Origin of the sequence: Acinetobacter sp. ANC 4218 (assembly GCF_002135245.1) — a bacterium.
Classification (GTDB): Bacteria; Pseudomonadota; Gammaproteobacteria; order Pseudomonadales; family Moraxellaceae; genus Acinetobacter.
On record NZ_NEGD01000005.1, the window covers coordinates 60,808 to 85,528 of the forward strand.

A 24,721-nucleotide genomic window follows, 5' to 3' on the forward strand; every position below is an offset into this window, starting at 1 on the left:
AAAAGCTTTCATCACTTAATTGATTTTATTTAATAATATCAATTGATTAGTTTATCTTTACAGTTGAATTCCATTCATTTTGATTGATTATCTCTCAAAACCTAAATAACGACAGACTAAAACCTAACAGCATTGCAATAATGAATCTGAGACTCTGAGGGATTCGGTTTCATCATTGCAATTAATTGAAGGACTTAATCCTGTGCGCTTAATTGCTGAATGGTATGGCCAAATGGATAATGCTTCTGTTTCAATAAAGTGGTAATTTCATTTAACTGACTTTCTGTTGCATCTATTCCGGCTTGCATGGTCATTGCACGACCTTTTACATCAAATATATGCCCTTTTTCTCTTAAATCTGGCTGAATCACAATATCTGCATGTTTTAACTCTTCTTCAGCTAAACGGCTTTGCATGATATTAATATTTTGATTGAACATTCCCCAAACATTACTGGTTTCGGTATGCATGGGTTGCGCCAGAATATCCACAGCAATCACAATATCCGCACCTAAATCGCGTGCCACGCCTACAGGTACCGGGCTCACCAGACCGCCATCCACATATTCATCCGCACCAATTTTGGTAGGAATAAACATGCTGGGAATAGACACGGAAGCGCGTACCGCCTGTCCGGTATTACCATAGTTAAAGACGACTTTTTTGCCTTGTTTTAATTCCGTTGCAACTACATACATCGGGATTTTTAATGCTTCTAAGGGCGTATTGTTGACTTGTTGATTGACATAATTTTCAACTTTTTGACCATCAAAAAAGCCTTTCATGTCCAGCTTTACATCACGCACATCATTGGCTTTCATACTTAAAGCAATATCACGCAGCTCTTCTGCTGTTTTACCACTGGCATAAATGGAACCCACAATACTGCCCGCACTGGTACCTACAATCAAATCCGGATGTATCCCTTGCTGCTCCAGTACCTGAATGACCCCGATATGAGCATAGCCACGAGCGCCACCACTGCCCAGTACCAAGGCAACAATAGGACGGTTTTCCTGCTGTTTGAGTTTTTTAAAATTAATACGCTCTGCCCGAACTTGAGCATCTGCAGCAGGTGGCTCTGATAGTCCTGTCGAACCAACAGTAAGCTTAGGTTGGGCAACCGTTTGACAGGCTCCCAACCCCAATACTGCCAAAACAATAAAACTAAATTTGATATTGCTCATGAACCACCTAAAGATAAATAAAGCTGTTCGCAAAAAGGCGTATATTTTAAGAACGATCTATGTGTAACACTGTATTCTTTCGTAAAGTTATCCTTAAAAGCTCTCATTTTTTAAAAGATCAGGGCTCATATATTTGCCGCCTTCCTCTTGATATTATCTCATCTTTTGACCTTTTTTATAGCAGGCTTTTGCCCATACGACTGGCGCTGATGATTCTCATACGAATGAGATCACTTAGGTATTAACTGGAGATGAAAAATAATTTTTCAAATAAAAAAAGAGGCGAACCAGTCGCCTCTTTTTTTATTTCCACTTTTGAATTAGAAATTATATTTAGCCATCAAACCTACACGGTTATCTTTATATGACTGTCCAGCAAATGTTTCACGCTTACCATTGATATATTCCACACCTAAATCAATTGGTGCAGCTGGTGAATAGATAATGTTCATCCAAGCTTGTTGCACTTTTTCATTCGCTGTTGTATTGAGGCGGGCATAGTCAGTACCATCGTCAGCAAACGATGCACCATAAGCCAATGTTGAACGCAAGTTAGGTAAAATCTTATAAGTTGCGCCGACTTGAACTGCATTAAACTCATTCTGCTCAATACTGTTATTTGCCGCATCTACAACATAAGCTGAATTGCTGCCATATAAATAGTTGCTGTTACCCACTACATGCGAAACATCAGCAGACACTTTTAAAGGATCAGCAACTTGATAATTGACCCCGGCAGCGATACCCCAACCAGTTTTTTCATCATCAGCTGCTGTTGATTTATAATTCTCAACCAAAGCACGTGCAGATACTGAACCTTTACCCTCTGCAAAACCTTGTACTAATTTTGCAGTTAAATTAGGTAAACGATATTTGATGTCTGATGTTGGGCCTGCACTATCTCCTTCTTCTGCAGACAAGAATAATTGAGTTGCAGGAGCCAGTTTAAGACCATAGCGTACTTGAGGAACACGTGCTGTACCGCCACCAATGTTGGTCGCAAGGTCAATCATTTCTGGTGCATGATTCGACAGGAAGTTCGAAGTGGTTTGACCGAATAACCAGTCATTATAAGTCAAATAAGCATGGCGAAGACGTAAGTTTTCTGACTTGCTATTGTCATTACTTGCAAAGTCAACTTCAACTTTACCGCCAACTTTTGCATCGCCCACTGGCGTATTAAAATCTAAGCCTAAACGACTCATTTTTCCAGTAGCACGAAGCTTGTCATTAACTAATGCAGTTGCTCCACCAGATTTGTGTACTGCGTTAAAGTCGTCATCTGCACCTTCAATAATATAGTTGGCATCACCACGGACAAAACCGTATAGGTTTACACTGGCGCCCGCTTTAGTTTTAAAGCCAGTTAATGCTGATTCAGACTTCGCTGCAGGTGCTGCTGCAAGTTGAACAGGCTGTGCCTTGACTTGCTCAATTTGAGTTTGTTGCTGTTGCTGCACTTGCTGTTGTTGTTGAATTAAAGATTTTAATGCTTCAACTTCTTGACGTAATTGTTGAATTTGTTTTTGTTCAGCTGTGCCGGCATGTGCTGTACTAACCATGACTGCTGTAACTGCCAATGCTAAACCTTTAGCAATAAATTTACCGTTACGTAATTGACTCATTCTTAAAATCTCCGATTTGTTAAATTTCGCATTCCATGCATTCAGTGATTTTTTAAAAACTCAATAAATCTATGAAAAAAATACCCTTCAAAAATTAATAAGCTTAAAAAACCATTGCATTTTCAGCTTCTGAGTACAGTAAAAAACTTAAAATATTATAATATTACAAATATGTGACATCCACATATCGTGCTAAATCTAGCAATTTTCAGACTTTATTAAAATCAGTTTTCCCGAACAGTGATTGAAAAATAATCTCATTTTCAGATCTAATAAAAAAATAATGTGGATATTCTTAGACTTAGAAAAATTCATCCTAAAGCCGAACAACCAGATATTCGACTAATGTATATAACTACCCAGCGCTAAAAAACTCATTTCAAAAGACATTTTTATAAATTTACAGCTCATTTCAGCATGTAAACGATGCATAACTGCCCGCCATGCGGTACGGGATTTTTTGCATCAGACAGGTTGATCCATAAATCATTAAAACATTTTAACCGTAGCAAGCCGGGCACCCTTAAGAAAACCTTTGCCTAGTTATCCGGAAAAATGGATATTGCCGCGTTTATGGATAAATAAATAGCTTGAATTCAAACAGACCTTTAGCACGAATAAGTTTAAAGGTCTGTTTTGCTATGCAGATATTTAAATATTTAAACTTTTATCCTGCAATTGTCTGCTGAGCTGCAGAATTGCAAGCAAAGTTACAGCCACAAAGATCAACATCAGAATTCCCATATTGAGCAGTGAATTCCACATCAGAAAATTCAAAATCACGCCGCCGAGCAAACCACAGGCAAACTGCATACTTCCCATAATCGCACTGGCTGTTCCCGCTTGCGCACCCTGTTCCGACATGGCCAAAGCCATCGCATTGGGACCCGTAAAACCAATTCCTGCCACTGCCCAGAACATGCCAATCAATACCAGCCATAAGGGACTATGACCGATTAAACCTGCACTGAATAAAATGCAGACCCCAAGCAACTGGATGATGCCGCCTATTTTCAGGCGACTCAGGACCGAAAATTGCTGGCCAAGTCTTTTATTGAGCGCAGATAACAGCATGATACCAAAGGCATTCAGCCCAAAAGCATAAGCAAATTGCTGTTGCGTTAATCCATAATGATCCATCAGCACAGCAGCAGATGAGCTGATATAACAGAATAAAATGCCGCCAGAAAAACAACCAGCCAGCATTGGCCATTTAAAACTCGGGTCTTTAAAAATACTACTGTACAGCTGGATAATCTGAGCAACATTCAGCTTTAAACGGCGTTCAGGTGGCAAACTCTCTTTAAAGAAAAAGTGCACACAGAATAGACAGATCAGTCCGATCAAGGTTAAAAAGACAAAGACTGCATGCCAGCTAAAGAACATCAATACCATTGCCCCGACACTCGGCGCGACAATCGGTGCAATCCCCATCACAATCATCATGCTGGCAAAGGCCTGTGCAGAAGCCTGCATATCCAGACGGTCACGAATGGCAGCCCGGGCAATCACCACCCCTACGCAGCCTCCAACAGCCTGTAAAATCCTTGCAGCAATTAAGCTCCATTCATTGCTGGCAAAAATACACAGCAGGCTTGCAACAACATACAGGGTTAATCCAAAATACAGTGGCGTTTTACGCCCAATCCGGTCACTCAAAGGTCCATAGATCAGCTGCCCTAAAGCCAGTCCCAAAAAATAAGCCGGTAAAGTATTGGCTACCATTTGCGTACTGACGCCAAAATCCTGTGCCATTTGCGGCAAGGCTGGCAGGTACATATCAATAGAAAGTGGACCAAGTGAGGTCAATAAAGCCAGCAGCATGATCCATGCTGTGGAATACTGCCGTGTAGATTGCTGTACAGACATAACGATATTCAATTTTTAAATGGGGGCTTTAAAGACAAGCTTACACTGTACATAGTATTATTTTAAGGATTGAAAATGAAATTTCACATAATTTCATTCCCTGATGCATACATCCTTTAGTGATTAGGACATAACTTGAAATCTTGGCTGACGCGTCTTAAACAAGCGACTTACAATACCACCTTCATGTATAACCTGCGCATGATTATTGCATTTGCAGGTACCGCCTTTGTGCCCTATTTTATGGGGCAACAGCTTGCCACCATTCCCTTGACCTTAGGAGTAGTGGCTGCCGGTTTAAGCGATATTGATGACCGCTTTTCAGTGCGGATCATGAACCTGATTTATACTTACATCGGTTTCTTTATTACCGCCGTCTCGATTTATTTTTTATTTCCTCATCCTATTTTATTTGCCATAGGGCTGATTCTGTCCTGCATTGGCTGGATTCTGCTCGGCTCATTAGGACGGCGTTATGCGACCATTTCCTATGGCTGTCTGGTCATTTCAGTCTATTCAATGCTGGGGGTTGGGCTGTTTGATCAATGGTATATGCAGGCTGGGCTGCTGGTTGCCGGTGCCATGTGGTATGGCCTGCTTTCTACCATCAGTTTTCTGCTATTTCCGGTTCGGCAGGTTCAGGACAAACTGTCCCAGTGCTATTCATCACTGGGGGACTTTCTATTTGCTAAATCGAACCTGTTTGATGTTGACATGACGCCAGAAAGTTATCAGCAAAGCATGATTGAGCTGTCTTTGGAAAATGGCAAACTGGTCGGTATTTTCAATGAAATGAAAACTGCCCTGTTAACCCGATTAAAAGGTGACCGTGGACAAAAAGATACCCGTCGCAGCCTGCAATATTATTTTGTGGCTCAGGATATCCATGAACGTGCAGATTCAGCGCATATTGATTATCAAAAACTGGTCAAAGTTTTTGAACATAGTGACATTTTATTTCGCTTTCAACGCATTCTTTCTATTCAGGGTAAGGCCTGTAAAGACTTGGGTCACAGTATTTTAAATCGTGAAACCTATCAGCATAACAAGCGCTTTAAACATGCCTTTGCCAACTTAAAAATATCCCTGGAAAAACTCCGTGCCGAGCAGCAATACGATCAGGTTTGGGTCAATGCCTTATTTTCTCTTTATCAAAATTTAAAGTCGATTGATGCCCAGCTTCGCAACGTAGAAACAGAGCGGCATATTAAGTTAGATAAAAGCAAACATATTGAAAACCAGCTAAAAGATGATGATCTCAAAGGCTGGGATGATATTGTGATTCGGATCAAACAGCATTTAACGCCAGAGTCGGTGCTGTTTAGACATGCAATTCGTGTCTCTATTGTCTTGTTTATTGGTTATATTTTTGTTCAAGTTACCCAGATTCAATATGGCTACTGGATTCTATTAACCGCGCTTTTTGTCAGCCAACCCAATTTTAACGCCACCAAACGTCGTCTGCGTTTACGGATTGTTGGCACCTTGGTCGGCATTATTCTCGGCTATGCCATTTTGTATTTTATTCCTTCGATCGAAGGTCAATTATTACTGCTGATTTTAAGTGGTGTACTGTTCTTTGAATTACGCAGTAAGCAATATGCCCAGGCCACCGCCTTTATTACGATTTTGGCATTAATTAACTTTAACCTCGATGGACTGGGTTTTGCCGCAGCCCTCCCGCGCATGATTGATACCTTGATTGGCTGTGCCTTGGCCTGGTTTGGGGTAAGTTTTATCTTCCCCGACTGGAAATTCCGTCGTTTACCGCGCAATATCCGGCGTTCACTCAACGCTCAATGTGAATATTTGGCCGAAGTGATTGAGCAGTACAAAAATGGCCGTAATAATGGTTTGAAATATCGTGTGGTACGTCGTGCTGCGCATAATAACGATGCAGATGTGGCCTCACTGATTTCGACCTTGGCCACAGAACCTGATTTTGATCCGACACAAAAAAGCCAAGCTTTTGAATTCTTGTGCTTGAATCACACCCTGCTCAGCTATATTGCTGCACTGGGCGCACATCGTGAAAAAATTGCAGATCAGGAAGTCTTGCAGCTCCTCGATCAAGCGCTGGACGACATTCAAGGGGCATTGCTAAAAGATGAAGTGCCCGACCTGACGGCACAAAATATGCTGAATACCATACGCCAACGCTTAAGCCAAAATAATGAAGAGGATCAAAAATCTCTGATTGTTTTGCAGCAATTATCGTTGATGCTCAGTATTCTGAATCAGCTCAGTCGTTTAAAGCAAAGTCTAAGCCATGACCGTGATGAAAAAGCCACCGAATTAGCCTCATTATAAATAGGATGATTTTGGAACAATATACTCACTGAATTGGTATAAATAATGCTAAACTTTTTACAGTTCTAAATTTGTTATTTTCATTATGACCGCGAAAAATTTATACGCTTATACCCTGCAGCCTGTGAACTATGAAATTTCTGAGGCTGAACAACGTCAAGCGCAACTTGCCATCTGGCGTAGCACCAATAAAATCGGCACCAAAGCCTGGATCATCATGGCAGCTGTTGCCCTACTTTCCATTGTCGGTATCATCTTGCTGAAAAACTATTCCACCATTTTCTGCTGGGTGGCTTTGGTCTGTGTGCTTGCATATTTCCTGATCCGTAAATTCGGCTTGGAATGGTATGTAAAACGCAAGATGAATGAATTTCCGGTACAGGAAATTAAGGGTATCCGTTTGGGCGTACAGCCTCACGGCATTATCATGCGTCAGCAAATGGGTGCACAGGAAGGTGTCGGTGCCATTGGCTGGAAAGATATTTATGAGTGGTATAATACCCCTGACTTTATGTTGATTAACTTCAAGGTTAAAGGTCAACAAGGTGCTTATATCTTGCCAAAGCGTATGGATTCAAAGAATTTTTCTTTCAAGACTATCCGCAAGCACTTGAATGAAACTGTGGGCGAAGCAAAACAGATTTAAACGCTACTGCAAGCTAGACATTAAAAAACCTCCAGACTGGGGGTTTTTTAATTCCGACAAAATTAAATGATAATGAGAATAAATATTACCTACAAAATCGATATCATTTTGGGAAAGTTCAGCTATAATTCAGGTTAATTCTGTTTCTCACCCTGTTTTTTCGGCTATGTTAAAAAAAATCTTTTTCCAGATTCACTGGTTTCTTGGTATTACTGCCGGGTTAATCCTCTCCATTATGGGGATAACTGGTGCCATTTATTCATATGAACAGCCTATCCAGAAATGGCTCAATCCGGCTAGCTATACCGTCCAGATTGAAAAACAAGATAAATTAACCCCTGCCGAACTGTATCAGCATTTTCAAAAAACTGATCCGGAAATGAAAATTAACAGCATCACCGTGGCCAAAGACCCGACAGCATCTTCAAGCATTAATATTGTCAAAGAAGGTGCACATAAAGGCTATACCATGATGATTAACCCTTACACAGCCAAAGTGTTACCTGAAATTAAAGGACGAGAATTTTTCAAGTTTATCGAGCAGTTGCATCGCAATTTAACCGTTGGACCCGTCGGCAAGCAGATCACTGGGGCCTGTACCCTCATGCTGATCTTTTTTGTACTCAGTGGTCTATATCTGCGCTGGCCGAAAAAGCATTCTGTTAAACAGTGGTTCATGCTTAAGCCACAACTGAAAGGTCGTAATTTCCTTTGGGACTTACATGCGGTTGTGGGTACCTGGGTGGTGATTTTCTTCCTGATTATCGCGTGTACCGGTTTAACCTGGTCTTATGGCTGGTGGCGTAGCGGCTTGTATACCGTGATGGGTGTTGAACAACCACAAGCCAAGGGTGAAGCTGAAGCGCCAAAAGGTGGTGAAGCACGCGGCAACCGTGAGGGTTCAAGCGAAGCATTACCTAATACAGCTACAGGCAACCCTGAAAAAGCTGCTGAACCTCAACCTGGTGAAAAACGCGAGAAAAAAGGCTTAAGCCCGGAACAGATCAATCTAGCTTTGAGTCAAAGCTGGAACGGCTTTAATGCTCAAGTGGGCCGTGATTATTCAAGTATTACCCTGAATATCCCGAAAAAAGCCAATGGTGAACTTGAAATTAGCTTTGTCGATGCCATTCCCCAGCATGAACGCGCACGCAACAAAGCCACATTTGATTATCAAGCATCTAGCATTAAAGAGATGGAACTTTACGAAGATAAAAAACTCAATGAAAAAATCATGAGCAGTATGCTGCCGGTGCACCGTGGTAGCTTCTTTGGTCCGGTTTACCAGTTCATGGCTATGCTGGCTGCTCTGAGTATGCCATTGTTCTTTGTTACAGGCTGGATGCTTTATCTGAAACGTCGCAAACAGAAGAAACTAACCCAAGCTGCACGTCATGGCTTAACCGCGATCAATATTGATGCCCGTGCAAAACCCTGGCTGATTGTCTATGCGTCACAAACCGGTACGGCAGAACAGCTGGCATGGCGTACAGCAACCAGCCTGCAACAGACTCATCAGTCTGTAAGTGTAAAATCTGTACAATATTTAAGTCTGGATGATTTAAAAAATACTGAACAGGTTTTATTTGTAGCCAGTACTTATGGTACCGGTGAAGCACCTGATTTAGCATCGGGTTTTGCCAAAAAAATATTGCGCAAAAAAGCTGATTTAAGCCATCTGCACTATGCAGTATTGGCCTTGGGTTCGCGCGAATATGCCGACACTTTCTGCCATTTTGGCCATGCAATTGATAACTGGTTAAAACAGAATGGTGCACAGCAATTGTTTAATATCATTGAAGTGGATAATACCAATCAAGAGCAGATTCAGGCATGGAATACGACTTTAGCAAAAGTAACCCAGCTTGAGTTACAAACCATGAATATCGAAAAAACCTTCGATTGCTGGACTTTAACCCAACGTGATCTGCTCAATCCGAACAGCGTAGGTGCCCCAGCCTTTAATATCGAGTTAAAGCCAGATCATGAAGTGAGTTGGCAAGCCGGTGATATCGCCGAGATTCAACCCGGTAACAGTGCTGAACGTATTGCCCGGTTTATGCAGCAGCATCAAATTCAGCCGAATACCTCTGTAGATTCGTTAAAGATCAATATTGAACAGGCCTTATGGAACAAAGATTTGACCGGTGAAGTTGAACCTTTTGCCAATATGGATCATTTACTGGAGCAACTTCCGATGCTGCCTTCACGTGAATATTCCATTGCCAGTATTCCTTCACAGCAAGTTCTGCGTTTAGTGGTGCGCCAACAGTCCGATGCTCAAGGCCAATTGGGTCTGGGTTCAGGCTGGCTGACTCGGCATGCCCCGTTAAATAGCAAGATTGCGCTGCATATCCGTAACAATGAATCTTTCCACCTGATTGATGACAACCGTCCTATCATTTGTATTGGTAACGGTACCGGTCTTGCAGGATTAATGAGCTTGCTACATGCACGTATCCGTCAGAACTATACGCAAAACTGGCTGATCTTTGGTGAACGCCAGCGTGAACATGACTTCTTCTATCAGAGCACGATTGAAGCCTGGCAAACCACTGGCATGTTGCAACGCCTGGATTTGGCTTTCTCACGAGATCAGGCAGAAAAAGTCTATGTACATCATAAACTGCGTGAACAGGCACAGGAACTAAAAGCCTGGGTTAAGAATGGTGCGGTGATTTATGTGTGCGGTAGCATCAACGGTATGGCCAGCGATGTCGATCAGGCTTTAACCGACATTCTGGGTGAAGCTGTAGTTGACCAGCTACGCCAAGATGGACGTTATCGTCGTGATGTCTACTAATCATTGAAGTCAATAAAAAAACCGGGTCTCAGAACCCGGTTTTTTTATACTTAAAGTATCCAATTTGTTTAAACTAGCAACAACATTCACCCAGAGTAATTTTATGTCCAGCAGCTTCAAACGTCACCTGAGCTTGATTATCGGCAGTATATTGACTCTCGATGGCTTATGGTTACTGTCACTGGATAAAATTCATCTCGGCATTATTCTTCCGTTGATCATCGGTATTGGACTCATGCTCTATGCCCTGTTTTTTAACCGGATTCAAAGCTTTATTCAGCGCACGCAATTAAGACAGACTTTATGGCGCTGTGCATGGGCGGGATTTTTTCTCTGGCTCAGCACATTGGTGATATTTTTCAGTTATCTGCTATATAGCATTCAGCAGTCCAATACAGTTCAGCCCGCCTCTGCAGTCATTATACTGGGCAGTGGAATCGAAAAGGGTCATCCCTCTCCCACCTTAAAACAGCGATTAGATGTTGGTGCTGCCTATGCCAAACGTTACCCGGAAACCGTGCTGGTCGTGACTGGAGGTTTAGGATTTAAAGAACAAATTGCTGAAGCAACAGTGATGTCTGAATATCTGCAACAACAGCATCATATTGATCCATCACGTATTCTGTTAGAAGCTAAAAGTACCAGCACTGCAGAAAATCTGCGTAATGTGCAGCCTTTACTGGCACAGCAGCATATTTCCCTAAAGCAGCCAGTTGTCATTGTCACCAGTGACTTTCATATTTTACGTGCCAAAGCCATTGCTAAACATCAAGGTTATCAGCAGATATTTACCCTTAGCGCCCCAACACCGCTTTATATTCGCTATAACTCCTGGTTACGCGAATATTTTGCCTTTATCAGTGGCTGGCTGTTACAGGAATACTAAAATCAGTTCAAACGAATGCTACGGGGTAAAGGCAGTTTTTCATCTTTAAACAATTCAGGTTTTTGCAGGTAAATCTGATACAGATAATTTTTGATATCCAATAATAATTTTTCTGGTGCCACCAGCACATTTTGCCCTTCTGGTGTCAAATCCATCGATACACAGGTACTTTCCTGACGTAAAAAAGGAATGACTTTTTCAACAAAATCTTTAAGTGAAATATTCTCAACATGATAATTTGCCCAATTGTCTTTCACCAGCAATTTTGCCAGCCCTTTGCTTTGCCAAATAGCAAATGCACGCTGACCGGTAGGCGTTGCACATAATGCCCAACCATCATCATACAGGGCATGGACGTAACCTTGGCCTACAATCATTTCAACAAATTTTTTATAGATTTCTTGGGCATTATAAGTATTATTTTGGGTCTTAGACGCAGCCTTGCGTTGATATGGATTTCTCATGATTTTTCAATAGTTAAAATTATTATTAACTAAGGATTTTAGGAGAAAAATAGAATTTGATCAAGGAGAATATATGGTGGGCGCTGACGGGATCGAACCGCCGACATTCTGCTTGTAAGGCAGACGCTCTACCAACTGAGCTAAGCGCCCTGAAGAGTAAAAATAACATCGTTATTTTTTATGACGCAAGACAAGCGAAGTGCGTAGTCTTGGTATTGATATCTTAAACTCAGGGATTTAAGACATTTTAAAAATGGCGCAGCGGACGGGACTCGAACCCGCGACCCCCGGCGTGACAGGCCGGTATTCTAACCAACTGAACTACCGCTGCATCACGATACTTATTTCTAAGTAGTTATATCTAAAAAAGAAAATATCTTTAAAAGATATGGTGGGCGCTGACGGGATCGAACCGCCGACATTCTGCTTGTAAGGCAGACGCTCTACCAACTGAGCTAAGCGCCCTCAAAGGGTCTTGCATTTTCGATTCTAAGGATGGCGCAGCGGACGGGACTCGAACCCGCGACCCCCGGCGTGACAGGCCGGTATTCTAACCAACTGAACTACCGCTGCATCGCAAAAAATCTGGTGGGCGCTGACGGGATCGAACCGCCGACATTCTGCTTGTAAGGCAGACGCTCTACCAACTGAGCTAAGCGCCCTCAAAAGGTCTATCATGTAAATGGCGCAGCGGACGGGACTCGAACCCGCGACCCCCGGCGTGACAGGCCGGTATTCTAACCAACTGAACTACCGCTGCACTTACACAATGTCGCTATTGTGGCAAACGAATATTAAGAACTGAAGTGGCGCAGCGGACGGGACTCGAACCCGCGACCCCCGGCGTGACAGGCCGGTATTCTAACCAACTGAACTACCGCTGCACTAAAGTGTCTTAACGCTAAAGAGCTTGGTGGGCGCTGACGGGATCGAACCGCCGACATTCTGCTTGTAAGGCAGACGCTCTACCAACTGAGCTAAGCGCCCTTTAAACGTCTTCATCGTTTGATGAGGTGCATTATAGAGAATCCTGACAGACTGTCAAACGCTTTTCTGACTGTTTTTGGTTTTTTACGTTTGAGTGATTAAAAAATAGGTTGTTTGCTATAAAAACAAACAATTTCGATAACTTATTTACTATTTTCCGTAAAAACCCAAAAATCACCGAGTCATTTTTAAGCAAAATATTGCAATATTTTTTGAACTGCTGGCGAATACCGCCGTTTTTTATCTGCTATATATTCAGCTGGGTATTAAGCTTTTAATACTTTATCACATTATTAATCGGCGATTGCCTGTGTACCATCCTTCAAATTCAAACGCTGTTCTGAAATAAACACCAAAGCATCCTCAGTGATCAGTTCGAATAATTCAATCACATCCTTATTACGCATCCGGATGCAGCCATGTGACAACGGAATCCCCATAGGCTCTGTATCGGGGGTGCCATGAATATAGATATAACGCTGAAAGGTATCACAGCCCTCACCCTGATTAAAATTTTCTTCCAGACCACTTAACCAAAGGATACGCGATAAAATCCAGTCACGTTCAGGATATTGTGCAGCCAATGCTGCATCATAGACTTCACCAGTTTGCTGCCGTGCTTTAAACACCGCATTTTTCGGAGCATTATGACCAAATTTAAGCGCCACTTTATGCCAGCCCCGAGGAGTCTTGCCGGAATTTTCCTGCTCGCCAATCCCGTTTTTGCCTGTAGAGATGACATAAGTCTTGTCATGTTTCGGTAAGATCAAACTTTGCTCAGCTAAGTCAATCCATATATCCGCCTGTTCTAAAGAATATGCCATAACAAAATCACTCACCATCTTTGATTGGTTCTGCTGAAGGTTCAGGACGTAGCCATAACCAGATGGCCACTGTCAGCATGGTCAGGTCAGTGAAGATTTTCACCAAAAGCGGTGCATTGGTAAATAACATGATGATTCCACTGATCATCATCATGATAGTGGCGAACCATTTTGCCTTGCGTGGTACGGTGCCATTTTCACGCCATGCCCTTAAGGTCGCCCCATATTTAGGATGATTCAGCAACCAGGCATCCATTTGCGGCCAGCCTTTCGAAGCCGACCAGGCAGCTAAAATCAGAAATACTGTTGTTGGCATACCCGGTAAAAGTGCCCCGATAAAGCCCAGGATGACAAAAATCATCACTAAACTTCGCCAAAACAACATTTTCATAGCACTACCCTATACAACTAATTGCGGTAGTATAAAGTGTTTTTGCATATTATCCGTTGTCATTCTGCACTTTTTAATTTATCGCCCGGGGTTGCTATGTTTGCTTTAAATCAAGTCTCTCATATTGAAGAACCCTGGCTGCAATTTAAAAATTTACTGGTTCGGCAACTGGCCTTTTGTGTATGCAGTCCAAATATTTTATCCCACATCCCGTCCGAAATGGTACTCAAGCATGCTTTTCAATTTCATGATGATGCCGTATGGCGTAGCCATTTTCAGAATTATCACTCCAGATTGCTTTATTTAGATCAGCATCCACAAGAATTAGAAAGCTTTTTACAGCAGCTGAAAAGTACACGTTTGGGTCTGCGTTTTGAAATGCTGGTCTGGTTCTGGTTGCTCGACCAAGACTATCATCCGTATCAGTTAATCGGTCATAGCATTCAGAAAATTGCAGGACCCAGAACTCTGGGTGAACTCGATTTTCTGTTATTGAATACCGAAACCCAAGCCATTGAACACTGGGAAGTGGCTTTAAAATATTATCTGGCAGAACGGGATTGTTCTTTGCCCTACTGGTATGGCTTAAACCGCAGCGATACTTTATTGCGAAAATTAAATCACTTTAGCCAAAAGCAGTTTCAGTTTGAGGATGCACTGGAACACAACATTGAGCAGCGTTTCGCAGTACTCAAAGGGCAACTTTATCTACCTATTGGAAGCACAACAAACAGCCTTCCCAACTGGGTCAATCGACAGCGACGTTTAGGCTGTTGGGGAAGCGATATTCCTCCGCAAAATGCTCAATTTTACCGCTTACAGCGACTCGAATGGATCTGTCCAGAGCAGCATATCAGTAGCGATACCGCACAGTGGTGGAGTAACGGCTTATATCTGCAAAAAGATCAAAATAATTTCTATATGTACCGCAATCCACCTTTACTCTCTCAAGCAATACATCGCCAATTTTATGAGAATTGTCTATTTTTATAACAAATGCTTACTTTTCTACCATCAAAAAACCCTATTGTTTAGACTGTGTATTAATTAACCTGAATTCACATCAAAATAATGAATGACTTGGAGATGATGATGAAAAAAATTCTTGCTGCTTCCCTCATTATTGCATTTGCTTTAACTGGCTGTAATACGTTTAAAGGTATGGGTAAAGATGTATCTAAAGCTGGAGAGGCTGTAACCGATACTGCAGAAAAAACTTCTGAGGAAATCCGCAAAAACTAGTTTGTCTTCAGCACACAGAACCCTATCCAAGATAGGGTTTTTTTATGCCAATTTTAGGGCAGTCATTCACATTCAAGGACATATTCGCCTATTATAGTGCAGACAAATTTATCGACTTATGAAAATCGCATGACCTCTTCCGCTACCCTTGATTTAAGCCTGCAACTGCTACGTCAGCCTTCTGTAACACCAATCGATCATAACTGCCAAAATATCATGGCGGAACGTCTGGAAAAAATCGGCTTCAATATTGAACCGATGCGTTTTGAAGACGTGGACAATCTGTGGGCACGTAAAGGTACTGAAGCACCTGTTTTATGTTTTGCAGGCCATACCGATGTGGTACCTACCGGGAGTTTAGATGCCTGGAATTCGGACCCTTTTGTACCGGAAATTCGCGATGGTAAACTGTATGGACGTGGCAGTGCCGACATGAAAACAGCACTGGCAGCGATGGTAGTGGCTTCAGAGCGTTTTGTGGCAAAACACCCAGACCATAAAGGTTCTATCGCATTTCTCATTACTTCCGATGAAGAAGGTCCATCCATTAACGGTACCGTGAAAGTTGTGGAAGCTTTAGAAGCCCGTAATGAAAAAATGACCTGGTGTTTGGTTGGTGAACCATCCAGTACCAAACAGTTGGGTGACGTGGTCAAAAATGGTCGTCGTGGTTCATTGAATGCTAAATTAACCGTGAAAGGTAAACAGGGACATGTGGCTTATCCTCACCTTGCCATCAACCCGATTCATACTGCCTCTAAAGCCCTGGCTGAACTGTGCGATACGGTGTGGGACAATGGCAATGAATATTTTCCTGCAACATCTTTCCAAATTTCCAATATCAATGCAGGTACCGGTACAACTAACGTGGTTCCGGGCAGTATGAATCTTTTATTTAACTTCCGTTATTCAACTGAAGTGAATGCTGAACAGTTAAAAGAACGTACCTTAGAAATTCTAGACCGTCATAATCTTGATTATGATATTGAATGGACATTATCTGGCTTGCCATTCCTTACCCCAGTAGGCGAATTGGTCAATGCTGCTAAAAATGCCATTCGTAATGTCACCGGTATTGAAACTGAACTTTCTACCAGTGGCGGTACTTCCGACGGTCGTTTTATTGCCCCTACAGGTGCACAGGTGCTGGAACTCGGTGTATTAAATGCCAGCATCCATCAAATTGACGAACATGTAAATGTTGCTGACCTGGAACCGCTTGCTGAAATTTACGAACAAATTCTAGAAGGCTTATTAGCTCGCTAAAACAGTAACCACATAAAATAAAAAAGGAACTGAACAGTTCCTTTTTTATTACCCACCTTTTATAAATGCTTCAACATTACAATCCTAAAGAAGACTGAATGTGTTCGAGATTAGGCACATAAAACACCTGATCTCCCATCCGTACATACTGGAATACATCAGGGTCTGTTGCCGTGCGTTCTTCATCTACCACTTCAGAAATACGCAGACGAATCGTTTTTGGCATCTCATTACACATCAGGGCAAAACGCTGACTGACATCATCGCCTTCAATGACCAATGCTACACCCGTTTTGCGCTCCGGATCATTCACAGCATACACTGGCAGCTTCAATTCATGCCATTCCACAAAAGGCACCTGTGTAGCGCTATCCAGCGCAGACAAGACAATGTTTTGCGGAAGAATCATCGCTTCCTTACCATAACAATCGATAATATAGGTATCGATAAATCCGGTAGATACCGTAATAAGGTGGTGTAACTCCTGTTGTGAAATTCGGTCAACAGCAGAGTTTGAAACACTATTTTGGCTCATTGAGTTATCCCTGACTGATTTCTAACAAACTTTCCACATTTTCCAGCAATTCCGCTTCCTGGAACGGTTTACCCATATAGTGCGTTACCCCAAGACTGAATGCACGTTCACGGTGCTTCTCGCCTGTTCTTGACGTAATCATGATAATAGGCAAGTTTTGATGCACGTCATGGTGACGAACCAGATTCGTGACTTCAAAACCGTCCATGCGCGGCATTTCAATATCCAGCAACATCAAGTCTGGTTTGACATTTTCCAGCTGCTCCATGGCATCAATACCATCTTTGGCCGTCACCACATCAAAGCCTTGACGTTCAAGTAAACGTGAAGTCACCTTACGTACTGTCACCGAGTCATCCACAATCATGATCAGGCGGCGTGCATTACTGTAACGCGAATGCTCACGTTGATCAGAAACATGTTTAAGACGTTGAGTGTTCTGAATTTGTCGGGCAATATTCTGACCATCCAGAATCAGACAGACTTGACCATCACCTAAAATGGTCGCTCCGGCAACAGCGCCAACACTTGAGAATTGCTGACCGATCGGTTTCACCACAATTTGTGCACGCGAACCAATCAGCTGATCCACAAGTAGTGCAATAGTTTGACCACTATTGCCTTTAATCAGCAATACAGGTAAAGAATGTGCAACATTACTTAAACGTGGTAAAGGCTGATTGGACACAAATTCGGATAAATAACGCAGTTTGTAACTGGTGTTATCAATTTTAAAGAAGTCTTCTTTACTATTGAAATACTGTTCCAGCGCTGATGGTGCAATACGTACAATACGGTCAATTTGTGCCAGTGAAATCGCAAACTGCTGGTCGCCTGATTTAACCATCAAGGCATCACTCACCGCCACCGTAGTCGGTACGCGAATGGTAAAGGTGGTCCCTTTACCCAATTCAGAATCGATGGAAATATGTCCACCCAGTGCCTTAATTTCGCTTTGCACCACGTCCAGACCTACACCGCGTCCGGAAATTTGCGTCACTTCTTTGGCAGTAGTAAATCCAGGATGGAAAATTAATTGCAGGATTTCCTGCTTATCCATGGATTGATCGGCTTTAATTAAACCCAAGCTGAGTGCTTTTTCTTTAATTTTTGTTTCATCAATCCCTTTACCGTCATCACTGAATGACACCAGTACATCTGTACCTTGACGGCTAATATTGAGAACAATTTTCCCGACTTCAGGCTTCTGTAGCTCATGTCGTACGTGAGTGTCTTCCAGACCATGGTCAATCGCATTACGCAGCATGTGCTCGAACGGTGTGACCAGACGCTCTAGAATGTTACGGTCCAATTCACCTTCGGTGTTTTGTACCACCAGCTCGGCCGGACGGTTCAGGGTCGAAGAGGTTTGACGCACAATCCGTTGTAAACGTGGCAATAGACGCTCAAATGGTACCAGACGGGTACGCATCAGGCTTTCTTGAATCTCGGCTTGAATACGGGATTGTTGTAACAGTAAACCTTCCGTATCACGAATCTTTTCTGACAAGGTCGTCTTGAAATCGACCAAGTCGGATGCAGATTCCGCCAGCGATTTTGACAACTGGTTTAATGATGAATATTGGTCCATCTCCAGAGGGTCAAAATCGGCATAGCGTGAATTATCACCATGTTTGGCAATAATTTGAGACTCGAGCTCACCTTCCATTCGACGCAACTGGTCAGCCAGACGCTTGATCGCCAGTTCCATTTCGTTCAGGGTATTACTAAACTGTCCCAAGTCCATTTCAATACGTGAACGGTTAATCGCATTTTCACCAGACAAGTCGATCATTTTTTCGACCAGATCGGCAGAAATACGGATCATTTCATTGCTGTTGTCCTGTTGATTACTTGTATCCCACTCACCCATCATTGCTGGAGGTTCGGTACCATCACCCTGAACAAATTCAAAGACTTTAGCCGTAGACAGCGTATCCGATTCAGCCACGCGCTTAGGTAACTGCGCAATGACATCAACAAATTCAATCGACTCTAAACTTAATTTGACGCTGTCAAAATTACTGTAATCATGCTCGAAAATGGCCTGCTTTAACCATGCCAAAGTCGTTTGCAATAACAGGTCATAAACATTGGAGTTGAACTGATGCACCGCAAAGCGTTCGAAGGTGGTTTCCAGCTGGTAAGCAATTGCCCCTACCGGTTCATTTTCCACCATACGTGCGCCACCTTTCAAACTGTGGGCTGCACGCTGTAATTGAAGCAGCAAGCTACGGTCACTACGCTGCTCAAACCACTGTTTCAACAGGCTATCTGTAGACTCCAGAATTTCTTCTGCTTCTTCCCAGAAGGTTTCTTCTGCAATTAAACGGATACTGTCATCCGGCTCTTCAACATAGTCTGGAGTTGCCAAGGCAACTTCAGCAGCTGTTTCAGCTTCGACTTTAGCTTCCACTTCAGTTTCAAGCTGAATCTCAGGTTCAATTTCTGTTTCTACTGTCGTTGCAGTTTCAAGTTCTTCAATTTCAGCTGCAACTTCCGGTTCAGCCTGAACTTCGACTTCCGCAACTGCGGTGCTTACAGCCACACTACCTTGAGCGATCGCCTGAATATTACGCAAAATTTCAATCGATTCAGTACCAGAATAATCAATCTGCTCATCGCGAATGACTTGAATACGGTCTGATAGATCATCTTGTACTAAGCGAATAATACTGATGAGTTGCGGATTGACCTCAATTTGATGACGGATCACACGTTCATAAATGCTTTCCAATTCATGCGCAATTAAGCCAATATGAGTCGCCTGAATCATATTGGCACCCCCTTTAAGGGTATGCAAATAACGCATTAAATTATTCAGTGCCGCAGTATCGGACGGATCTTTCGACCAGGTATTCAAGTCTTGATCGATCCCGCCCAGTAATTCTTCTGCTTCTTCCAGGAAGATATCCAACAAATCTTCATCAAAATCACGATTTGCATCAGCAGCATGCATGTGTTCGCGGTCTGAACCAATTTTTTGTGAAATCTGTGCCAGATCTACAATACCTGAAGCAGCAGCTGGTGAGGCTTCAGCTTGAGTTGCAGGATTCGGTTCCTGAGCTTCGAACTGTTCAAGATCCTGCTGAACAAAGGCTGCCAGATCATTCAGAACTTTCTGGATATCTTCCGTTAAAATAACGCGCTGACCTGCCGCCAGGGTATCGAACAGATGAATGAACTCTTGATGTGCCTGCCCAAACAGATCATATGCATAGTCGATATTGAGCAGTTCCGGTTTTAATACCAGAGCTTCATAGCCAGACTTCAATTCATGGGTAAATTGATGGATGCCCATCGCAGCACGATTATCAGTATTGTCGAATAATTGCTGTGCCTGCTGGCTTAAGGCCTGAATGTATTCCGGATATTCTGCTTTGGCACGTTTTTCAAATTCGAATTCGGCATCCAGGAGTAAATCAATATTCAATTCGACCAGTTTGGACACCAGACCTTGCGGATTAACGTCCTCATCCACTTCTGCAGAACTGAAACCATAGTCGTCCCATGCCGAATTAAAGGTGGCATATATCGCATCAAGTTTCTGGGTCTGACCCTGTCTTAAAGTATGTAAATAATCACGGACAAATTCAGCATATTGAATTAGCAACGCAGTCTGGCTGGAGGTAGAAACAATTTCTTCTTGTAAAAGTGTTTTAAATAAGTTTTCAACCTTGGTACTGGCTGCAAAAATCTGATCAATATGCGCCATAGAAGAGCTGCCACGCAAGGTATGCAAGGCACGGATCAGGCCATTATAATCCTGATATTGTTCCTGTTCATTTTTCAGGAACTGGTCAATCGTGAGCAGATGTTCTTCTGCTTCTTCAATAAAGATCGCGACCGTTTCTTCAATATCATTGTTGTCGTCTGCTGCGACTGGCGCTACTGCAGCCGTTGTTTCGATTGCCGTTTCAGGCTCTGATTCAATAGATGTTTGATCCTGCAATTCCAGGCCAGTGAGACTATTGACACTGGTCAGTGTGCTAGACAGTTCAAGCAATTCTTCTAGTGCAGGTTCCAAACTGACCTGCTGCTGAATTTGCTGCCCCAATAAAACTAAAGGTCTTAAGTCGATATCAGCATTTTGAACAGTTTTGAAAATTGGGTATAACTTGTATTGATAAATATTAAATACAGTTTGGGCAAATCGTTGAACTGTGCTATCCAAAGGTACTGTGCCGGAAATAACCCGATTTAAAGTATCTTCAACCGCCCATGCCAACTCACCCGCAGATTTTGCTCCAACCATACGGCCAGAACCTTTAAGGGTATGAAAATGACGGCGAATGGTCGTTAAAGTTTCTTGGTCATTCGGATTTTCCAACCAAGTTGTAAATAAAGTACTTAATTCAACGAAGATTTCTTCTATTTCTTCAACAAAAATTTCTAGAATTTCTGCATCTTGATCAAGATAACTATCTTCAGGAAGCGTAGTCGTTTCAACTAAATTTTTTAATATTTCTTTCATAGCTTAGGCTTCTTACGTTTATCTGCCACCAAGAAGGTTGCTCAAACTTAATTGTCACCATCACGCGAGACCTAACTTTGAAGTTAAGTTCATCTTGTCGATGCTTGATCTGTGTCTTATAGATATCCCCTGCCCAAAAGCAGGGAATATCACTGCAACGCTTTTTAATTAACTTAGTCAGGTAATTTAAAGTCGGTTACAGATTCACGTAATGATTCGGCCATATTTGCCAGTTCCGATACCGAACGTGCTGTATCGAAGGTTGCTGTTGTGGTTTGCGAGGTAATTTCTTGTACGACATTCATCGTTGTCGCAATGTGACCAGCAGAAGCAGACTGAAGTTTTGCAGCATCCGAAATGTTGGCAATCAATCGCGCCAGGTTGGTCGATACGTTTTGAATTTCATCCAGTGCCACACCGGCATCTTTGGTTAAGCTTGCACCACGAACAACCTCGGAAGTGGTTTGCTCCATCGAAATTACGGCTTCGTTGGTATCTGTCTGAATGGTTTTTACCAAGCCTTCAATCTGTTTGGTTGCAGAGGCTGAACGTTCCGCAAGACGCTGTACCTCATCGGCTACCACGGCGAAACCACGACCAGCCTCACCCGCCATAGATGCCTGAATTGCAGCGTTCAATGCCAGAATGTTGGTTTGGTCGGCAATATCGTTAATCAGGGCAACGATGTTACCAATTTCCTGAGAAGATTCACCCAGACGTTTAATACGTTTAGATGTTTCCTGGATCTGCTCACGGATGGTGTCCATACCTTCAATAGAACGGTTTACAACCTCTGCACCATTGGCAGCAATTTGTACCGAACGCTCCGCAACCACTGCAGATTCTTCCGCGTTTGCAGATACCTGGTCAATAGACATCGCCATTTCGTTAATCGCGGCAGATGCACCGGCAATCTCTTGTGCCTGGTGTTCAGATGCTTCAGCAAGCTGGTGGGTAATGCCTTGGGTATTCGCTGTATATTGCGCAACTTCTTGAGACGTTTCAGTAATACGTGATACCAGGTCACGTAACTGGTCAATCGCGAAGTTAATGGAGTCGGCAATTGCTCCGGTAAAATCTTCCGATACCGTTGCATATGAACGCAAGTCACCATCCGCCAAGTCGGCAATTTCATCCAGTAAACGTAAAATCGCATTCTGGTTACGGTCATATTCTTCTTGCAGGTTTGCCACGCGCTGTTTATCTGACTGGCCACGTAATGCAAGCAACTTGAATACAGAAAACAGGAAAGCAACCAGACACAGGATTAAAAGCAAGGCAGGAAGCGCAATAGCCAAGCTCGAACCACCAGATAGCTTATTCAGGTTGGCTAACAATTCATCCGACTGGGCAAAAATTGCAGCAGAAGCTTGACGTACTTTTACAATTTGCGCCGAGTTTGAAAGAATTGTTGCAGAAGCTGATTTTAGTACATCATCATATTCGCTTTTAATGCCTGTCAGTGATTCACGCAATGCCGGATCATCAATACGTTCTACACCCAGTTCTGCACTACCATTGAGCTGGGCATTGAGGTAAGAACCGAAAGTTTCAGTATCGGCACTGAAGTCATCCGCAGATTCACGCGAGTTATCGTTACCTGTGAGTACCGAACTGATCGAACGCAAAATACGTTCCGCAATGAATACCTGGTTTTTGGCAATAACCACCTGGTTAGACGGCATGTTTTGACGCGCCATTTGGTCAACCATCAGGTTATATTCTGCCTGAATTCCCGGAATCGACTCACCAATTGCAATATTGGTATCGTACAGCTTGTTAATCATTTTCTGTTGAGACGAAATTAAATCAATCCCTTCTGATAGCGATTTCCACTGCTTTTCCACCTCAACCAATGCAGCTGTATGTGGATGAATATCTTTAACCGTTTCCAGGTTTTCAGCAAATTCTTTTTGCGATTTAATTAATTTATCAATCGACTCTTTGGTTCCTGAAGCAGTTGCATCAGTTGCCTGACGTGAAATGGTTTGTGACAATAGACGCAAATCACCCACACTACGTGTCAATTCATTGTTACGCGGTACACTATAGAATAAGTACAATAACAGGAAGAGTGCTACGACCAGAGAAAATGCTGCCCCCAAAATTAATGGTTTGGACTTTTCACTGTCACCAAATACACGTGATAATTGCTCTGTTTGTGATTGAATCTTTGCGACTAAAGCATTCCCGCCATTATGGCTGGTGCCTTCACCTGTATTTTTCTTTTTAAGTTTAAAGCCCATCCAGCTTCTCCCCGAGTTGCGCTATCATTCTTTAGCTTGCGACTATTAATTTATAAATTTTATAGAGGCATTCATGTATTTTGGGTTTTGCAATAAACGACTAAATAAGAAAACATGCCAGTGCTGATTATGCTGATAAAAATAACCCTGACAATATTCTTGTAAATTGCTATCTAATTCACTGTTTTTAGAAAAGAAACTCTTCTTATTAAAGTGTTGAATCCCCAAAACCTGATCTACCACCAAACCGACATAATGGTCATTATGACTAATACACAATACTTTTTGAGTCGGTGAAAACTGACTTCGATGTCCTGAAATATAATGCGCCAAATCAGCGACGGAAAGTAAACGTCCCCGAATATTGGCCAGTCCCATCACCCATGACTGAGTATTTGGAACCGGAGTATATTTTGGTGGATATATCACTTCAGATACTTCACCCAAAGGGGCCACAAAATATTGCCCCATCATCTCAAAAGCAATGCCTGACCATCGGTTTACTTCATTTTCAGTTGTAACGTAGTTTTTGTTACCACGTTTAGCAATCCGAAGTAATTCGATAAATCCATTTGCTGCCATAGAGCTTATCCTGCATTGAGGTGTTGTTTAATCACATCAATTAATTGGTTTTCGTCTACAGGCTTGGTCAAATAATCACTTGCCCCCTGACGTTTCCCCCAAACGCGGTCAGTGGCTTGGTCCTTGGTACTGACAATCACAATCGGAATGTGTTTGGTAGTAGCACCACGGGCAATCTGACGTGTTGCCTGAAAACCGTTTACACCAGGCATGACCACATCCATGAGCACTAGATCTGGCAATTCTGCTTGTGCCATTGTGACACCATCAGCACCATTTGCTGCTTCAATCACCTCAAAGCCATGCTTGGTTAAAATCTCTCTAAAACGAAATGTTTCCGTAGGTGAATCATCAACGATAAGGATACGTGACATGCTTTTCCCC

At 42.6% G+C, this 24,721-nt stretch carries 18 protein-coding genes and 8 tRNA genes; 7 read left to right on the forward strand and 19 right to left on the reverse strand.

What is annotated here, in order from left to right:
* Window positions 1-194: 194 nt before the first annotated feature.
* From B9T38_RS06250 to B9T38_RS06260, 3 genes are all read right to left on the reverse strand, one after another.
* Complete coding sequence (locus tag B9T38_RS06250; RefSeq protein WP_086195970.1) at window positions 195-1,187, reverse strand: patatin-like phospholipase family protein; 993 nt, start codon at window positions 1,185-1,187, stop codon at window positions 195-197.
* 320 nt (window positions 1,188-1,507) lie between these two features.
* Complete coding sequence (locus B9T38_RS06255; protein WP_086195971.1) at window positions 1,508-2,812, reverse strand: DcaP family trimeric outer membrane transporter; 1,305 nt, start codon at window positions 2,810-2,812, stop codon at window positions 1,508-1,510.
* A gap of 651 nt (window positions 2,813-3,463) precedes the next feature.
* Entirely contained in the window at window positions 3,464-4,681 is a 1,218-nt protein-coding gene (locus tag B9T38_RS06260; protein WP_086195972.1) for a multidrug effflux MFS transporter, read from the reverse strand.
* Between the two features lie 135 nt (window positions 4,682-4,816).
* On the opposite strand from B9T38_RS06260, the gene yccS reads away from it, so the two are divergent.
* The 4 genes from yccS (at window position 4,817) to B9T38_RS06280 (ending at window position 11,326) form a co-directional block, all read left to right on the forward strand.
* Complete coding sequence (yccS, locus tag B9T38_RS06265; protein ID WP_086195973.1) at window positions 4,817-6,991, forward strand: YccS family putative transporter; 2,175 nt, start codon at window positions 4,817-4,819, stop codon at window positions 6,989-6,991.
* A gap of 85 nt (window positions 6,992-7,076) precedes the next feature.
* Window positions 7,077-7,637: a YcxB family protein gene (locus B9T38_RS06270; protein WP_086195974.1), complete on the forward strand. Its 561-nt coding sequence runs from the start codon at window positions 7,077-7,079 to the stop codon at window positions 7,635-7,637.
* Between the two features lie 166 nt (window positions 7,638-7,803).
* On the forward strand, window positions 7,804-10,440 hold the full coding sequence (locus B9T38_RS06275; RefSeq protein WP_086195975.1) for a PepSY domain-containing protein: 2,637 nt from the start codon (window positions 7,804-7,806) through the stop codon (window positions 10,438-10,440).
* A 103-nt stretch (window positions 10,441-10,543) separates the two neighbouring features.
* Window positions 10,544-11,326 carry a YdcF family protein gene (locus B9T38_RS06280; protein ID WP_086195976.1) on the forward strand — a complete coding sequence of 261 codons (783 nt, stop codon included), beginning with the start codon at window positions 10,544-10,546 and terminating at the stop codon, window positions 11,324-11,326.
* Between the two features lie 2 nt (window positions 11,327-11,328).
* Here B9T38_RS06280 and B9T38_RS06285 read toward each other — a convergent pair whose 3' ends face one another.
* The 11 genes from B9T38_RS06285 to B9T38_RS06335 all read right to left on the reverse strand — a co-directional run bounded on the left by B9T38_RS06285 (window position 11,329) and on the right by B9T38_RS06335 (window position 13,992).
* Complete coding sequence (locus B9T38_RS06285) at window positions 11,329-11,790, reverse strand: DUF2750 domain-containing protein (RefSeq protein ID WP_086195977.1); 462 nt, start codon at window positions 11,788-11,790, stop codon at window positions 11,329-11,331.
* Window positions 11,791-11,864: 74 nt separating this feature from the next.
* Window positions 11,865-11,940: transfer RNA gene (locus B9T38_RS06290), tRNA-Val, on the reverse strand.
* Between the two features lie 104 nt (window positions 11,941-12,044).
* Window positions 12,045-12,121, reverse strand: a tRNA-Asp gene (locus B9T38_RS06295).
* A gap of 58 nt (window positions 12,122-12,179) precedes the next feature.
* A tRNA-Val gene (locus tag B9T38_RS06300) sits at window positions 12,180-12,255 on the reverse strand.
* A gap of 31 nt (window positions 12,256-12,286) precedes the next feature.
* Window positions 12,287-12,363: transfer RNA gene (locus tag B9T38_RS06305), tRNA-Asp, on the reverse strand.
* Between the two features lie 13 nt (window positions 12,364-12,376).
* A tRNA-Val gene (locus B9T38_RS06310) sits at window positions 12,377-12,452 on the reverse strand.
* Window positions 12,453-12,473: 21 nt separating this feature from the next.
* A tRNA-Asp gene (locus tag B9T38_RS06315) sits at window positions 12,474-12,550 on the reverse strand.
* Between the two features lie 47 nt (window positions 12,551-12,597).
* A tRNA-Asp gene (locus B9T38_RS06320) sits at window positions 12,598-12,674 on the reverse strand.
* 27 nt (window positions 12,675-12,701) lie between these two features.
* Window positions 12,702-12,777 (reverse strand) — tRNA-Val (locus tag B9T38_RS06325).
* Window positions 12,778-13,070: 293 nt separating this feature from the next.
* The gene (gene elsL / locus B9T38_RS06330; protein WP_086196101.1) at window positions 13,071-13,601 is read right to left on the reverse strand and encodes a cell wall-recycling L,D-carboxypeptidase ElsL; all 531 of its coding nucleotides are present in this window, start codon (window positions 13,599-13,601) and stop codon (window positions 13,071-13,073) included.
* A 7-nt stretch (window positions 13,602-13,608) separates the two neighbouring features.
* Window positions 13,609-13,992 (reverse strand): YbaN family protein, encoded by a 384-nt coding sequence (locus tag B9T38_RS06335; RefSeq protein WP_086195978.1) that lies wholly within the window; start codon window positions 13,990-13,992, stop codon window positions 13,609-13,611.
* Between the two features lie 96 nt (window positions 13,993-14,088).
* Between B9T38_RS06335 and B9T38_RS06340 the strand changes: the two genes are divergently transcribed.
* From B9T38_RS06340 to dapE, 3 genes are all read left to right on the forward strand, one after another.
* The gene (locus B9T38_RS06340) at window positions 14,089-14,985 is read left to right on the forward strand and encodes a DUF1853 family protein (RefSeq protein WP_086195979.1); all 897 of its coding nucleotides are present in this window, start codon (window positions 14,089-14,091) and stop codon (window positions 14,983-14,985) included.
* A gap of 99 nt (window positions 14,986-15,084) precedes the next feature.
* On the forward strand, window positions 15,085-15,234 hold the full coding sequence (locus B9T38_RS06345; protein ID WP_086195980.1) for an entericidin A/B family lipoprotein: 150 nt from the start codon (window positions 15,085-15,087) through the stop codon (window positions 15,232-15,234).
* 129 nt (window positions 15,235-15,363) lie between these two features.
* Window positions 15,364-16,500, forward strand: coding sequence for a succinyl-diaminopimelate desuccinylase (gene dapE / locus B9T38_RS06350; RefSeq protein ID WP_086195981.1), 1,137 nt, complete (start codon window positions 15,364-15,366; stop codon window positions 16,498-16,500).
* Window positions 16,501-16,576: 76 nt separating this feature from the next.
* Here dapE and B9T38_RS06355 read toward each other — a convergent pair whose 3' ends face one another.
* The 5 genes from B9T38_RS06355 to B9T38_RS06375 all read right to left on the reverse strand — a co-directional run bounded on the left by B9T38_RS06355 (window position 16,577) and on the right by B9T38_RS06375 (window position 24,711).
* Window positions 16,577-17,035 carry a hypothetical protein gene (locus B9T38_RS06355; RefSeq protein WP_086195982.1) on the reverse strand — a complete coding sequence of 153 codons (459 nt, stop codon included), beginning with the start codon at window positions 17,033-17,035 and terminating at the stop codon, window positions 16,577-16,579.
* A gap of 4 nt (window positions 17,036-17,039) precedes the next feature.
* Window positions 17,040-21,509 (reverse strand): hybrid sensor histidine kinase/response regulator, encoded by a 4,470-nt coding sequence (locus B9T38_RS06360; RefSeq protein ID WP_086195983.1) that lies wholly within the window; start codon window positions 21,507-21,509, stop codon window positions 17,040-17,042.
* Between the two features lie 173 nt (window positions 21,510-21,682).
* Entirely contained in the window at window positions 21,683-23,755 is a 2,073-nt protein-coding gene (locus B9T38_RS06365; RefSeq protein ID WP_086195984.1) for a methyl-accepting chemotaxis protein, read from the reverse strand.
* A gap of 45 nt (window positions 23,756-23,800) precedes the next feature.
* The gene (locus tag B9T38_RS06370) at window positions 23,801-24,337 is read right to left on the reverse strand and encodes a chemotaxis protein CheW (protein ID WP_086195985.1); all 537 of its coding nucleotides are present in this window, start codon (window positions 24,335-24,337) and stop codon (window positions 23,801-23,803) included.
* Window positions 24,338-24,342: 5 nt separating this feature from the next.
* Window positions 24,343-24,711, reverse strand: coding sequence for a response regulator (locus B9T38_RS06375; RefSeq protein WP_086195986.1), 369 nt, complete (start codon window positions 24,709-24,711; stop codon window positions 24,343-24,345).
* Between the last annotated feature and the right edge of the window lie 10 nt (window positions 24,712-24,721).

What these genes read in the sequence shown, in the direction of transcription:
- B9T38_RS06250 (WP_086195970.1), bottom strand. Translation starts at nt 1,187, where the DNA reads ATGAGCAATATCAAATTTAGTTTTATTGTTTTGGCAGTATTGGGGTTG.
- B9T38_RS06255 (WP_086195971.1), bottom strand. Translation starts at nt 2,812, where the DNA reads ATGAGTCAATTACGTAACGGTAAATTTATTGCTAAAGGTTTAGCATTG.
- B9T38_RS06260 (WP_086195972.1), bottom strand. Translation starts at nt 4,681, where the DNA reads ATGTCTGTACAGCAATCTACACGGCAGTATTCCACAGCATGGATCATG.
- B9T38_RS06270 (WP_086195974.1), top strand. Translation starts at nt 7,077, where the DNA reads ATGACCGCGAAAAATTTATACGCTTATACCCTGCAGCCTGTGAACTAT.
- B9T38_RS06275 (WP_086195975.1), top strand. Translation starts at nt 7,804, where the DNA reads ATGTTAAAAAAAATCTTTTTCCAGATTCACTGGTTTCTTGGTATTACT.
- B9T38_RS06280 (WP_086195976.1), top strand. Translation starts at nt 10,544, where the DNA reads ATGTCCAGCAGCTTCAAACGTCACCTGAGCTTGATTATCGGCAGTATA.
- B9T38_RS06285 (WP_086195977.1), bottom strand. Translation starts at nt 11,790, where the DNA reads ATGAGAAATCCATATCAACGCAAGGCTGCGTCTAAGACCCAAAATAAT.
- elsL (WP_086196101.1), bottom strand. Translation starts at nt 13,601, where the DNA reads ATGGCATATTCTTTAGAACAGGCGGATATATGGATTGACTTAGCTGAG.
- B9T38_RS06335 (WP_086195978.1), bottom strand. Translation starts at nt 13,992, where the DNA reads ATGAAAATGTTGTTTTGGCGAAGTTTAGTGATGATTTTTGTCATCCTG.
- B9T38_RS06340 (WP_086195979.1), top strand. Translation starts at nt 14,089, where the DNA reads ATGTTTGCTTTAAATCAAGTCTCTCATATTGAAGAACCCTGGCTGCAA.
- B9T38_RS06345 (WP_086195980.1), top strand. Translation starts at nt 15,085, where the DNA reads ATGAAAAAAATTCTTGCTGCTTCCCTCATTATTGCATTTGCTTTAACT.
- dapE (WP_086195981.1), top strand. Translation starts at nt 15,364, where the DNA reads ATGACCTCTTCCGCTACCCTTGATTTAAGCCTGCAACTGCTACGTCAG.
- B9T38_RS06355 (WP_086195982.1), bottom strand. Translation starts at nt 17,035, where the DNA reads ATGAGCCAAAATAGTGTTTCAAACTCTGCTGTTGACCGAATTTCACAA.
- B9T38_RS06360 (WP_086195983.1), bottom strand. Translation starts at nt 21,509, where the DNA reads ATGAAAGAAATATTAAAAAATTTAGTTGAAACGACTACGCTTCCTGAA.
- B9T38_RS06365 (WP_086195984.1), bottom strand. Translation starts at nt 23,755, where the DNA reads ATGGGCTTTAAACTTAAAAAGAAAAATACAGGTGAAGGCACCAGCCAT.
- B9T38_RS06370 (WP_086195985.1), bottom strand. Translation starts at nt 24,337, where the DNA reads ATGGCAGCAAATGGATTTATCGAATTACTTCGGATTGCTAAACGTGGT.
- B9T38_RS06375 (WP_086195986.1), bottom strand. Translation starts at nt 24,711, where the DNA reads ATGTCACGTATCCTTATCGTTGATGATTCACCTACGGAAACATTTCGT.